The organism is Dietzia sp. NPDC055343, assembly GCF_053645265.1.
In genome coordinates, this window is record NZ_JBSHMJ010000015.1 from 71,161 (window position 1) to 84,543 (window position 13,383).

Below are 13,383 nucleotides of genomic sequence, written 5' to 3' on the forward strand. Positions count from 1 at the left end.
GCCACACCGATCCGGTGTGGCCCGCCATCGCATGTGCCGAGCCCTACTCCGCTTGCTCTCCCTGCCGGATCTCTCCTGCGCCGCGCATAGCGGAAGTGGGGCCAGGTGACAACCGGACCGGAGCTCCTGCGATGAGAATGTACTCACCGGTCACCAAAATGGGTGCGGCAGGTGCCACAGTTGGGGATTGACGAATCACCAAACGCTCACCGGGAGGGGGGACATGCGAGCCGTCACCGTAGCTCTCGCCGCGATCCCGGTGGTCTTCGGAGGCCTCGGCCTCGCCGCCGTCGTCGGCGCATTCGACCCCTTCATCGCGCCGACCCCCGCCTCCGAGGAGACCCAGATCAGCCAGGACACAGAATCCAGAGCGACGGCCGCGTCCCAGGCGAACGGAACGGTGATCGACGGGCGGCGCCCCCACCTGAGTGTGATCGACGGCCACGTGAATCTCTTCCTCCCCGCGCCCATGCCCGCCATCCTCTCCCTGCTGCCGATCCCCGCCGTCGACCTGGCGCCGCTCCCCGGGTCCGGAGCTGACGACACACCGGCCGGCCCCGGCGAGGCGGGCCCGGCCTCGCAGACCTCTCCCGGCGCCGGCGCACAGTCCGGGTCGGGCACCGCGCCCGACCCGAGCGCCGGCGCCACCCCCGTCTCTCCCGCGGCCGTACAGCCGCCCGCCGCCCACACGCCCCCGGCCGCCCCGCGTGCCCGGCCGCCGGAGCCGCCACAGACCCCCGGGAACGACGATCCCGGCCAGATCGGCGGACCGCGCTTCGACCTCGACACGCTGGCCAGCCGGGCCGGCGAAAGGCTGAACAACGCCATTCCCCCGCACGCCGGGAAGCCCGGGCGCCCGCCGCATGCCGACACCTCCGGCCGACCGCCGCATGCGAACACCTCCGGCCCGCCGCCCCACGCCTCCGACAACAATCGACCCGCCCACGCCGCCACCAACGGACGCCCGGATCACGCTGCGGGCGGCGGCCCGGAGTCCGATAACGGGCGCTCAGGTCCGAGGTGAACGCACGCTCCACGTCGCCGACCCCGATCCGCTGGTGGAACTCGGCGCGCCTGCGGATCACCGCGGGCATCACCTTCATCACCGCCGCGGTGTTCGCGGCCATGGTCGTCTTCACGGGTCAGCTGCTCGTCCTCAGTGCCGAGCGGGTCACCGATACCCGGCTGAATCGCGAGACCGCGGACTTCACCACGTTCATGATGGCGGGGATCCTCCCGTCGTTCGAGTCCGAGGAGCCCACGGTCGAGGAGCTGCTGCGCGCCTACCTGGCCCAGCAGTACCCCTCGGCCGAGCTACTGCTCGTCGGCACCGCCGACCAGTCGGGCACCCAGTTCACGCTCTCCCGGTACGGCCCCAGCGAAGATCAGCTCTTTCCCTCGGCGGTGCGGTCGCGTATCCAGCGGGTCGGACTGATCGCGGGCGACGACTCCGGCGAGATCGACGGCTCGGTCAGCTGGCGAAAGACGACGGTGGAGAGTCCGGCCGGGCCGGCCAGCCTGGTGGTGGCGGTCAACGACCGCGGATCCTCGTCGGAGACCTGGCGGGTCACCGAGTCCCTGCTGTGGGCGAGCGCCGGCGGAATGATCCTCAGTGCATTCCTCGCCTGGTGGATCGCCGGCCGGATGATCGTCCCGGTCCGGCGGATCCGCGAGGCCGCCGAGACCATCTCCGCCGCCGACCTGTCCCGGCGGGTTCCGGTCGAGGGACCGGATGAGATCGTCTCCCTCGCCGACACGGTCAACGAGATGCTGGAGCGGGTCGAGGACGCCTACCGCACCCAGCGGGAGTTCCTCGACGACGCCGGGCACGAACTGCGCACGCCACTGACCGTGGTGCAGGGCAATCTCGACCTCATGCCCGAGGACCCGGAAGGCCGGGCCGAGGCGGCCCGGGTGATGCAGGACGAACTCTCCCGGATGACCCGGATCGTGGAGGACCTGCTGACGCTCGCCCGCGCGGACCGCCCCGACTTCCTGCTCACCGCCCCGACGGAGGTCTCCGAACTCATCCTGGACATCGAGGCGAAGGTCGACGTCCTCGCGGACCGCGATTGGAGCGTGCTCCCGTACGCCGAGGGGGTCGCCCGGCTGGACCCACACCGGATCACGCAGGCGCTGATGCAGTTCTGCTCCAACGCGGTCCGGTTCACCCGCGACGGCGATCGCATCGAGATCGGCTGCCGCATCATCGAGCCCGGCGAGGCCACCCTCCGCGAGTCGATCGTCGAGGGCACGCCGCCGGCGGAGAGCGCGGGAGAACGCGATCGTCGTCGACTGCTGTGGTGGGTGCGCGACCGCGGAGCCGGCATCCCGCCCGGCGAGGAGGAGAGCATCTTCGAGCGGTTCCACACCGCACGCGGCCAACTCCGCGACGGCCGCGGCGGCACCGGGCTGGGCCTGGCGATCGTGTCGACGATCGCCCGCGCCCACGGGGGTCGCGCCTTCGCCTTCAACGCCAGCGGGGGCGGTGCCGCGTTCTGCTTCGTCATCCCCTTCGTCCGCGCTGAGATCGAGAGGGGAAGTGCCCGAGGATCGGTCGACTTCGACGACCCGGACGACGACTAGATTTCCCGGATACCCCTGGTTTACCACTGACCTGGGGACACGATTGCAGGGGAATGACCTAGCGGGCCGCGCACGTGCGATACTCCGTAGTCGGAGAAGGAGGGTTGCATGACGAATATTCTCGTCGTCGAGGATGATGACCTCATCCGTTCGGTCTTGGTCAAGGCGCTCGGCGGTGCGGAGTACACGGCGCTCGAGGCTGTCGATGGGGAGAGCGCTCGCGCCATTTTGTCGACTATTTCCGATATCGACCTCATGCTGCTGGACATCGGTCTCCCGGACACCGACGGTCTGACCCTGCTGCGTGAAGCCCGGTCGCGCGGCTTCAGCGCCCCGGTGATCATCCTGACGGCTCGCGACAGCGTGTCCAACACCGTCGAGGGCCTGGACTCCGGCGCGAACGACTACATGGTCAAGCCGTTCCGCGTCCCCGAACTGCTGGCCCGCATCCGCCTCCGTCTGCGCGAGCACGAGGCGTCCGATGACCCGGGGATCCTCGAGCACGGTGGCATGCGGCTGGATATCCGCACCCGTCGCGTCGATGTCGACGGCCGCATCCAGGAGCTCACCAACCGCGAGTACTCGCTGCTGGAGATGCTATTGCGCAACAAGGGCGAGACCATCAGCCGCGAGCAGCTCCTCGAGAGTGTCTGGGGCATGGACTTCGACCCCGGCTCGAACATCGTCAACGTCTACATCCGGTCCCTGCGCCGCAAGATCGGCGAGAACAAGGTGCAGACGGTCCGAGGAGTCGGCTACAGGGTCGAGTGAATGACCACGAAGTGACCGGGTGCGTCCGGGTGCACGCAGGAGTACCACGGAGGTATGCGTGCGTTGACCCTCATCCCCGGACAGGCTGACTCGGTAACACTGACCGACGAACCGGACCCGGAGCCCGGTGACGGCGAGCTTCTCGTCCACGGCCTGGCACTCGGTGTCTGCGGGACCGACAAGGAGATCGTCGCCGGACGGTACGGGTGGCCGCCCGAGGGACGGGAGCGGCTGGTCCTCGGCCACGAGTCGCTGGGGCGTGTCGAGCGTGCGCCCGAGGGGTCCGGCTTCACGGAGGGTGACCTGGTTGCCGGCGTGGTCCGACGACCGGATCCGGTACCGTGCGGCGCCTGCGCCCGTGGCGAGTTCGATATGTGTCGCAACGGCGAGTACACCGAACGCGGGATCAAACAGCGCGACGGCTTCGGGAGCGAGCGCTGGACCGTCGAGCCGGAGTACGCGATCCGGCTCGACCCTGCCCTCGAGCGCGTCGGCGTCCTGGTCGAGCCGACGAGCGTCGTGGCCAAGGCCTGGGAGCAGGTGGAGGAGATCGGCCGGCGCAGCTGGTTCGAACCGCAGACCGTCCTGGTCACCGGTGCTGGTCCGATCGGGCTGCTGGCCGCGATGATCGGTACGCAGAAGGGGCTCGACGTCCACGTTCTCGATCGTGTCGACAGTGGGCCCAAACCCGAGCTCGTGGCCCGGCTGGGCGCCACCTATCACCACGCCGACGCCGCCGATGTCATGCGCCGGCTCGAGCCCGACGTGGTCATCGAGGCCACGGGCGCCGGCCGGGTGGTCCTCGACGTCATGTCCGGAAACAGCGGGTACGGCATCGTCTGCCTCACCGGGGTGTCGTCGCCCGGTCGGAGCCTGGAGGTCGACGTCGGCGCGCTCAACCGGGAGATCGTCCTGGAGAACGACGTGGTGGTGGGGTCGGTGAACGCCAACCAGCGCCACTACCGCGCCGCCGCCGACGCGTTGGCCGCCGCCGACACCGAGTGGCTGGACGGACTCATCACCCGGCGTGTCCCGCTGGCGGACTTCGGGCGGGCGTTCACCGCGGAGGACCACGACGTGAAGGTGGTCATCGCGCTCGACGACAGTCAGGGATGACGGGGTCCACCATGATCGAGGACTACGCACTCCTGGGCGACCTGCACTCCGCCGCGCTCGTCCACCGGGCCGGGAGCATCGACTGGCTGTGCCTGCCCCGCTTCGACTCCCCGGCCTGCTTCGCGGCGTTGCTCTCGGACGAGTCGGCCGGTCACTGGACCGTCGCCCCGGTCAGTGGTGGCCAGGCGACCAGTCGGCGGTACCGCGGGGACACGCTCGTCCTGGAGTCGGAGTGGCGGACGCCCGACGGGACTGTCCGCGTATCGGACTGCATGCCGCCACGCGGGGACGCGGCGGACGTGGTCCGCGTGGTCGAGGGGCTGAGCGGGCGGGTGCGGATGCGCTCGACGTTGCGCTTGCGCATGGACTACGGGCACATCGTCCCCTGGGTGCGTCGCACCAACGGCGGGATAGAGGCCGTCGCCGGGCCCGACGCCGCATGGCTGGACACCCCCGTGGAGCTGCACGGCCGCGATATGTCGACCGTCGCCGAGTTCGATGTCGCGGCCGGCGAGCGGGTGCCGTTCGTGCTCACCTACCAGCTCTCGCACCTGCCCCGCCCCGACCGGATCGACGCGGCGGAGGCCCTGCGTCGGACCGAGGACTTCTGGACGGGGTGGATCGGTGACTGTCGCTACGACGGCCGGTGGTCGGAGGCGGTCCGGCGATCGCTCATCACCCTCAAGGCGCTGACGTACGCCCCCACGGGCGGGATCCTCGCCGCGGCCACCACCTCACTCCCGGAGGAATTCGGCGGCTCCCGCAACTGGGACTACCGCTTCTGTTGGCTGCGCGACGCGACATTCACCCTGCAGGCGCTGCTGGGGACGGGATATGTGCAGGAGGCGCGTGCCTGGCGCGAATGGCTGGTCCGCGCGATCGCCGGCGACCCCGACAAGCTGCAGATCATGTACGGACTCGACGGTCGGCGACGCATCCCCGAGACCGAGATACCGTGGCTGCCCGGGTATCGGGACAGCAACCCCGTCAGGGTCGGCAACGCCGCCGCCGACCAACTGCAGCTCGACGTGTGGGGCGAGGTGCTCGACGGACTGCACCTGGCCCGGGAAGCGGGCATGGAGTCCAGCGACACGGCCTGGGATGTGCAGCGGGCCCTACTGGACTTCCTCGAGGGGAACTGGGCCGAACCGGACAACGGGCTGTGGGAGATGCGCGGGCCGCGCAGGCACTTCGTGCACTCCAAGGTGATGGCCTGGGCCGGTGTGGACCGGGCCGTGCACACCGTCGAGGCGCACGGCCTCGACGGACCGGTCGATCAGTGGCGGCGACTGCGCGAGCGCATGCACACGGAGATCTGCCGCAACGGGTTCGATTCGGACCGCGGCACGTTCACCCAGTTCTACGGGTCGAAGGGACTGGATGCGTCGCTGTTGCTGCTCCCGCGCGTGGGGTTCCTCCCGTGGTCCGACGAGCGCATCCGCGGGACGGTCACCGCCGTCGAGCGGACGCTGCTCGACGGCGGCTTCGTCATGCGTTACGACCCGGAGGCCGACGGCGGGGTCGACGGCCTCCCCGGCTCGGAGGGGGCGTTCCTGGCGTGCAGCTTCTGGTACGCCGACGCGCTCGCAGGGACGGGGCAGACCGAGCGCGCGCAGGCGATGTTCGAGCGGCTGCTCGCCCTGCGCAACGACGTCGGGCTGCTGTCCGAGGAATACGACACCCGACTCCGCTGTCAGCTCGGCAACACGCCGCAGGCCTTCAGCATGGTGGGGCTGATCAACACGGCCCGCCAGCTGACCGGTACTCACACCGCCACCTCGGCCAGCCGCCGGCAACAGCGGCTGCACGGCTGACGGCTGGACGGCTGGGCGGGCGGCTGACGGCTCGACGGCTGGGCGGACGGCTGATCAGGGGCGCTTCGGGGCGGCCTTGATGAACAGCGCGAAGACGACTCCGAGGGACGCGAGGATCCCGCCGATGAGGAACGCCACGTGCGCGCCGTCGAACAGCCCGTCGACGAGCGCCGACCCGGCCTCGATCTCGCCGGCCGCGATCGCGCTCATGACGGTGACGAAGATCGTGGTGCCGATCGCGCCGCCGAGCTGCTGGCCGGTGTTGAAGATGGCCGAGCCGTGGCTGTAGAGCTTGAGCGGGACCTCGCTCAGGGCCGCGGAGAGCAGTCCGGTCATCAGCATGGCCAGGCCGACGGAGAAGATCGTGTGGAACGCGATGATCAGGCCGAGCGCGGTGTCCGGGTCGATGGTGGTGAACAGCCACTGCCCCGCCGCCAGCAGGAGCGCGCCGGGGATCAGCACCGGGCGCGGGCCGTGGCGGTCGAAGACGCGGCCGAAGATCGGGCCGATCACGACCTGGATCAGACCGCCGGGCAGCAGCATCATCCCGATGGTCAGGGTGCTCAGGCCGCTGCCGTTCTGCAGGAAGATCGGCAGGATGACCACGGTGCCGATCAGGGTGCCCATGGCGATCATGATCATCGCGACGCTGAGCGAGAAGGTGCGGTTGGTGAACGGCCGCAGGTTCAGCAGCTCTTTCCCGGTCCGCGCTAGCCGGATCTGACGGTCGACGAACAGGGCCAGGGCGGCCAGGCCGATCGCGGCGCTGACGAGCGGGAGCGCGGGGCTGTCGAGCACGTCGCCGAAGATCGAGATGGCGTAGACCAGCCCGCCGAACGCGAGGGCCGACAGGACCACGGAGACCGCGTCGACAGGCACCTTGCGGGTCGCCGAGGGGACCTTGATGAAGAGGACTCCCAGGACGAGGATGACGATCGCCAGCGGCAACATGGCCGCGAAGATCCAGTGCCAGGACAGCGCGTTGACGATCACGCCGGAGACGGTGGGCCCGATGGCCGGCCCGACCGAGATGACGATCGAGTTCAGGCCCATGACCATTCCGCGGTGCTGGAGTGGGATGAGGGTCAGTGTGGTGGTCATGAGCAGCGGCAACACGATCGCGGTGCCGACGGCCTGGAGGATGCGTGCGACCAGGAGCACGGCGAACGTCGGCGCGACGACGGCCAGCAGGAGGCCGACGATGAAGCTGGCCAGGGCGAAGACGAACAGGCCGCGCAATGGGAAGCGCTGCAGGAGGAAGCCGGTGGTGGGGATGACCACGGCCATGGTGAGCAGGAACCCGGTGGTCAGCCACTGCCCCGCTGCTGCGGACACGCCGTAGTCGGCCATGATCGACGGCAGGGCCACCGTCAAGACGGTCTCATTGAGGATCATCAGGAAGGCACCGAGCGCGAGGGCGCCGATGATTCCGATGAGCTGCTTCTTGGGCAGCGTGGCGGGGGCGTGCTGGGCCGGGTCGGCCGGTGGGGAACTCGCGCCCTCGGCGGTCTGGGTCATCGGGTGGAACCTCTTCTGTGGAGACTGAACCCGAGAATCATGTCACTGTCTGACAGAATACGTAATGTCGGCAGCGGCAGAGTGTGACATGAAATATGTCTGGCGACCCCGATCCGCCCGATCGAACCGCCACGGACATGAGGAGCTTGCGACCATGGGGATCCGCGAGGACAACCGCGCCCGGATGTTCCAGGCGATCCAGGAGGCTGCACTGGATCTGGTGGAGGAGAACGGCCTCGACGCCACGACCGTCGCGGACATCGCGGCCCGCGTGGGCATCGCCGAGCGCACGTTCTTCCGCTACTACGCCACGAAGGTGGACGCCCTCATGCCCGGTCAGCGCGGGCTGGTCGAGGCGTTGGTGGAGCACGAGAGCGCGCAGACCAGCGCTGCCGGGATCGCGAAAGACCTGCTGGCGGCGTCGCGCGAGGTCTTCGCCTGCGAGGTCGAGCAGCGCGACTTCCGCCGGATCTCCCGGCTGCTGATCCGCGAACCGGAGCTGCTGCGGATCGTGTCGGGCCAGGAGCAGGATCTGGTGAATTCGATCAGCGGCGAGCTACACGAGCGCGGAGCGTTGCCACATCTGAGCGCGCTCCTGGTCGCCGAGGTGGTGACCGCCGTGTGGCGCGTCGCGTGGCATTCTTTCGCCCGCGACGATGTCGCGGGGCTGGACCCCGACCCGCTGGCGCTGTTCGACCAGACGGTCCGCGAGCTGGGCGGCTTGCTGACCGGAGCGTGATCCCCGGGCGCCGGCCCGCGGACGGGTCCGGCGCCGCCATCCAGCCGGGGAACGACCCAGCCGGGGCTCGGCTCAGCCTTCGGAGGGCTCCCAGCCGAACGGCATGAGCACGCTCTGCAGCTCGCAGTACGCGTCCAGGCCCTCGGGCCCGTTCTCGCGACCGATACCGGAGTTCTTGAACCCGCCGAACGGCGCGGTGGGATCGAAGGCGTACCAGTTGATGCCCATGGTTCCGGTGCGCACGCGCTGGGCCACGGCGAGCGCGGCGTCCGGGTCCTGCGAGTAGACGGCGCCGGCGAGGCCGAACTCGGAGTCGTTGGCGATCTGCACGGCCTCGTCGACCGAGTCGTAGGGGATCACCTGGATGACCGGCCCGAAGATCTCCTCCTGGGCGATGGTCATGGAGTTGTCGACGTCGCGGAAGACGGTCGGCTGCACGAACGCGCCGTCGGCCACCTCGGCGGGCAGACCCTCGACCTTGCCGCCGCCGTACGCGACGGTCGCACCCTCCTCGACGCCCTTGCGGATGTAGCCCTCGACGCTGGCCTGCTGCTTGTGGTTGGCGAGCGGACCGAACATGGTGCCCTCGTCCGCCGGGTCGCCGACGGGCATGAGCGAGACGTTCTCGACCAGCGCGTTCACCACCTCGTCGTAGCGCGAGCGCGGCGCGAGGATGCGGTTCTGGGACACGCAGGCCTGGCCCGAGTTCATCAGGGCCGAGAACACCATGGTGCCGCCGGCGGAGGCCAGGTCGGCGTCCTCGAGCACGATCGCGGCGCTCTTGCCGCCCAGCTCGAGCGAGCAGCGGGTGAGGTTCTCGGCGGCGATCTTCGCGATGTGCTTGCCGACGCCGGTCGAGCCGGTGAACGAGATCTTGTCGATCTCCGGGCTGGACACGAGGTGGTCGCCCACCGAGCTGGGGCCGGTCACGACGGACAGCACGCCCTCGGGCAGGCCGGCCTCGCGGAACAGGTCGGCCAGCCACAGCGCGGACAGCGGGGTGGCGGACGACGGCTTGAGCACCACCGAGCTGCCGGACAGCAGCGCGGGGCCGAGCTTGGCGGCGTTGAGGTACAGCGGCACGTTCCAGGCGGTGATGGCGGCGACGACACCGACCGGCTGCCGGGTGACCACGGACGCGCCGAAGTCGCCGTTGCGGACCTCGCTCCACGGGAAGTCGGCGGCCAGCTTCGAGTAGTAGCGCAGCACGCCGAGAGTGGGCGTCACCTGGATCATCGCGGCGGTCGAGGCGGGCGTGCCCATCTCGTCGGACAGGATCCGGCAGACCTCGGCCTGGCGCTCCTCGATCATGTCGGCCACGCGGCCGATGAGGGCGCCGCGCTCGGCGGGCGGGGTCTTGCGCCAGATGCCGGACTCGAACGAGTCGCGCGCCTGGTTGATCATCTCGTCGAGGTCTTCGACCGTGGTCTCGGCGACCCGACCGACCACGGAGCCCGTGGCCGGGGAGTGGACCTCCAGGACTCCGGTGGTGATGGGATCTGCCCACCGTGTGCCGGAGAAAAGCTTGTCATGGACAACGACCACGAGGACCTCCGTAGATGGAAAACAGGAACGTGTTCCACACACTGTAGACGAGTGTCCGGCAGTGGGAGGGTGTCTCCATCACGGCCTCAGCACCGATCACCACAGCCTCACCGCCACGTCGCCACCGCGCCGCCTCACCTCGGCTACCGCGCGCGGAGCACCAGCACAAGGTTGGAGACCAGCACCTCGCGCAGGCCCGGCACGCGCACGAGCCACCACGCCCACCGCGGGTGGTAGCGCGGGAACGCCGCCAGGAGCTCGGCCGAGCGGGTGTCGCGCGCCCACGCCAAACCCTCGGCGCAGCTCACCTCGAACAGCGATTCGCCGTAGTAGTTCTTGGGCGGGTGGCCGTGCCGTCGTTCGTACATGCGCCGCGCGCGCTCGCCTCCGAGGTAGTGGGTCAGGCCCATCTCGTGGCCGCCGAAGGGGCCGTACCAGAGGGTGTAGGAGACGACGACGAGGCCGCCCGGCCGCGTCACCCGGCACATCTCCTCGGCCATCGTCCAGGGCTCGGGGACGTGCTCGGCCACATTGGAGGAGATGCAGATGTCGACGCTGTCCGATCTGATCGGCAACGCCATGCCGCTCCCCCGGACCGAGCCCGTCTGAGTGATGCCGGCGGCGGCCATCTCTCCGACGTCGGGTTCCACCGAGACGTACCGGGCGCCCTCGGCGGCGTAGGCCTCGGAGAAGTAGCCGGGCCCGCCGCCCACGTCGAGGACGGTCAGCCCGGGAAGCCGCCCGGCCGCATCCGCCGCAGCGGTGCCCGGCGCAGCAGCGGTCACCGCGGCGTCCGCACCGGCAGCCCCGTCGCCGGCCTGCTCCCACAGATCGGCCACCAGCTCGACCGTGTCGCGGGCCAGGCCGGAGTAGAAGACGTCGGGGGCGGACTGCTCCTGCGGGAACGACCGCAGCAGCCCGAGCGACCGGCCGAGGGTTGCGCGGCGGGCCACCGAGCGCAGGGCGTCCGAGCGGTGGACGGCGTCTGTGATCACGGCGGTGACGATACCGCTGGCGCCCTCCCCTCCACCCCCCACTCGCCAAGAGCCTTTCGCCCACAAAGCCCGAGAACCACCTGCGCCGAACCCGCTTCTCGATGTGGGGATGTGGGGAGGCGGGGGCGGCTGCGGATTGGGCGGGCGGGGCGGGTGCGGGCGGGCGGGGAGCACGGACGGGCCGCTGCGTACAGTGTCCGCGTGTCCCGAATCCTGCTCCTGTGCTGGCGAGACAGCACGCACCCGCAGGGCGGCGGAAGCGAGCGGTATCTCGAACACGTCGCCGACGGCCTGGCCGCCGCCGGCCACACCGTGGTCTTCCGCACCTCCCGGTCCCGGGGCGCGGCCCGCTCCGAGACCAGTCCCACCGGGGTTCGATTCAGCAGGGCCGGCGGCCGCTTTTCCGTCTATCCACGGGCCCTGGCGGCGATGCTCCTGGGACGTGCCGGTCTGGGACCGCTCGGGGTGCTGCGACGGCCCGACGTCGTCGTCGACACCCAGAACGGCGTCCCCTTCTTCTCCCGCCTGGTCACCCGCTCCCCCGTCGTCCTGCTCGTCCACCACATCCACCGCGAGCAGTGGCCGGTCGCGGGGCGGCTCGTGGCGCCGGTCGGCTGGTGGATCGAGTCGTGGCTCGCGCCGCGAGTGCACGCGCGCAGTCAGTACGTGACCGTCTCGCTGCCGTCGGCCGAGGAGCTCGCCGAGCTGGGTGTGGATCCCGCGAGGATAGCGGTGGTGCGCAACGGCCTCGACCCGCTTCCGGAGGGCTTCGCGGGGGGTGACGCGCCGGCCGATGCACCCGATGCCGCGCCTGCTGGTGGCCCCGGCCCCGCGCCCGCCGCGCCGCGCCTGGTGGTGCTGTCGCGTCTGGTGCCGCACAAGCATGTCGAGGACGCGCTCGACGTGGTCGCGGCGCTGCGACCGCGCTACCCCGGGCTGGTGCTGGACGTGATCGGCAGCGGCTGGTGGGCCGAGAAGCTGCACGACTACGCCGCCGAACGCGGCCTCGGAGCCGACGGACCCGTCGCAACCGCGGGCGCGGTCGTGTTCCACGGCCATGTCGACGAGCCCACCAAGCACCGGCTCCTCGCCGGCGCGGCCGTGCACCTCATGCCGTCGCGCAAGGAGGGGTGGGGGCTCGCCGTCTCCGAGGCCGCGCAGCACGGGGTGCCGACCGTGGGGTACCACCACGCCGCGGGGCTGCGGGACTCGATCGACGACGACGAGACCGGCCTCCTCGTCGACGACGTCACCGCTATGACAGTCGCCGCGGACCGTCTCCTGGCCGATCCCGGGATTCGTGAGCGGATGGGTGAGGCGGCCCGCCGGAAGGCCGCGGGGATGTCGTGGCCCGCCACCGCGTCGGCGATGGAACAGGTCCTCCGGGCGGTCGGCGAGGGTCGGCGCGTCAGCGGTGTGATCAGTGGCGAGGCCAGAGGCGGTTAGCGCCGGGTAACGCGGCTCATCCCAATCGGGGGTGTAGGAGTTGGGGTCTGAAGCCGCCGGTCTCGAGCAGGCTTCGGGCGATGTAGTTGGTCAGGTTGCGGAACCCGAGTGCGGAGCCGCGCAGGTGTTCGAGCCGTCCGTTAAGCGCCTCGGTCGGCCCGTTGCTGGTGCCGGGTCGTTCGAAGTAGGCGAGCACGTCAGCGGCTCGCTTCTTCAGGGTCCGGCCCAGGGTGGTGAGCTCTGTGAGCACCTTGGGGACGCCGGCGCTGAGGTCGGTGATCAGCTTCTCCATGAGCTCGCGGCCACGTTGCCGGTCCTCGTGGCGATAGGCGGCGATCATGCGCTGGTAGACACCCCAGGCCGCCTCGAACTCGACGTGAGCGTCATCAACGAACAGCGCTCGTAGCCTGTCGCTCTGCTTGTCGGTGAGCAGGTCCGCGCCGGTCTGCAGCGTGCGCCGCGACTTGTAGAGCGGGTCGTCCCTGAACCCACGGTGCCCGTGGATCGCGAGTTGGACCCGGCGCCGGCACCTATCGAGGGCGTCACCGGCCAGGCGCACGACGTGGAAGTGATCCATCACCGTGACCGCGTCCGGGATCTCCTCTGCAACGGCGGTCTTGAACCCGGTGAAGCCGTCCATCGCGACCACCTCGACCGCGTCACGGAAGGCGTCGTCGCGGTCGGCGAGCCAGGTCTTGAACGCCGCCTTCGACCGGCCCTCGACCATGTCCAGCGGACCGACGCGCCCGGCCGACCTACACCGTCATCTGAGAAGACCCCTGAAACGTCTTCGACGACGACGGGACCGGCGAGGAGGAGGGCGCGGTGAGCTAAAGGAATGGAGCTTGCTCGG

General features: G+C 70.2%; 10 protein-coding genes and 1 pseudogene. 7 read left to right on the plus strand and 4 right to left on the minus strand.

Annotated features, from left to right (window positions below; genetic code table 11):
• The first annotated feature begins 223 nt into the window (after positions 1-223).
• From ACWIE7_RS09380 to ACWIE7_RS09400, 5 genes are all read left to right on the plus strand, one after another.
• Complete coding sequence (locus tag ACWIE7_RS09380) at positions 224-1,024, plus strand: hypothetical protein (protein ID WP_454069104.1); 801 nt, start codon at positions 224-226, stop codon at positions 1,022-1,024.
• On the plus strand, positions 1,021-2,586 hold the full coding sequence (locus tag ACWIE7_RS09385; RefSeq protein ID WP_454069105.1) for a sensor histidine kinase: 1,566 nt from the start codon (positions 1,021-1,023) through the stop codon (positions 2,584-2,586). The genes ACWIE7_RS09380 and ACWIE7_RS09385 overlap by 4 nt, the downstream gene beginning before the upstream one ends.
• Before the next feature lie 108 nt (positions 2,587-2,694).
• Positions 2,695-3,357 (plus strand): winged helix-turn-helix domain-containing protein, encoded by a 663-nt coding sequence (locus ACWIE7_RS09390; RefSeq protein ID WP_230930541.1) that lies wholly within the window; start codon positions 2,695-2,697, stop codon positions 3,355-3,357.
• Between the two features lie 54 nt (positions 3,358-3,411).
• Positions 3,412-4,473 (plus strand): glucose 1-dehydrogenase, encoded by a 1,062-nt coding sequence (locus ACWIE7_RS09395; protein ID WP_454069106.1) that lies wholly within the window; start codon positions 3,412-3,414, stop codon positions 4,471-4,473.
• Positions 4,470-6,287 (plus strand): glycoside hydrolase family 15 protein, encoded by a 1,818-nt coding sequence (locus tag ACWIE7_RS09400; RefSeq protein ID WP_454069107.1) that lies wholly within the window; start codon positions 4,470-4,472, stop codon positions 6,285-6,287. Before ACWIE7_RS09395 ends, ACWIE7_RS09400 begins: the two co-directional genes overlap by 4 nt.
• A 54-nt stretch (positions 6,288-6,341) precedes the next feature.
• Here ACWIE7_RS09400 and ACWIE7_RS09405 read toward each other — a convergent pair whose 3' ends face one another.
• Positions 6,342-7,805, minus strand: a complete 1,464-nt coding sequence (locus ACWIE7_RS09405) for an MDR family MFS transporter (RefSeq protein ID WP_454069108.1) — start codon at positions 7,803-7,805, stop codon at positions 6,342-6,344.
• A 154-nt stretch (positions 7,806-7,959) separates the two neighbouring features.
• Between ACWIE7_RS09405 and ACWIE7_RS09410 the strand changes: the two genes are divergently transcribed.
• Positions 7,960-8,544 (plus strand): TetR/AcrR family transcriptional regulator, encoded by a 585-nt coding sequence (locus tag ACWIE7_RS09410; RefSeq protein ID WP_454069109.1) that lies wholly within the window; start codon positions 7,960-7,962, stop codon positions 8,542-8,544.
• A 72-nt stretch (positions 8,545-8,616) separates the two neighbouring features.
• Here the strand turns inward: ACWIE7_RS09410 and ACWIE7_RS09415 are convergent, their stop codons facing one another.
• Both ACWIE7_RS09415 and ACWIE7_RS09420 read right to left on the minus strand, forming a co-directional pair.
• On the minus strand, positions 8,617-10,089 hold the full coding sequence (locus tag ACWIE7_RS09415; RefSeq protein ID WP_454057758.1) for an aldehyde dehydrogenase: 1,473 nt from the start codon (positions 10,087-10,089) through the stop codon (positions 8,617-8,619).
• A 143-nt stretch (positions 10,090-10,232) separates the two neighbouring features.
• Positions 10,233-11,084, minus strand: a complete 852-nt coding sequence (locus ACWIE7_RS09420) for a methyltransferase domain-containing protein (protein WP_454069110.1) — start codon at positions 11,082-11,084, stop codon at positions 10,233-10,235.
• A 201-nt stretch (positions 11,085-11,285) separates the two neighbouring features.
• Here ACWIE7_RS09420 and ACWIE7_RS09425 point away from each other — a divergent pair, with 201 nt between their 5' ends.
• Positions 11,286-12,530 carry a glycosyltransferase family 4 protein gene (locus ACWIE7_RS09425; protein ID WP_454069111.1) on the plus strand — a complete coding sequence of 415 codons (1,245 nt, stop codon included), beginning with the start codon at positions 11,286-11,288 and terminating at the stop codon, positions 12,528-12,530.
• A 16-nt stretch (positions 12,531-12,546) separates the two neighbouring features.
• On the opposite strand, the pseudogene ACWIE7_RS09430 reads toward ACWIE7_RS09425, so the two are convergent.
• A pseudogene (locus ACWIE7_RS09430) lies at positions 12,547-13,269 on the minus strand (ISL3 family transposase); the annotation flags it as partial.
• Positions 13,270-13,383 lie beyond the last annotated feature (114 nt).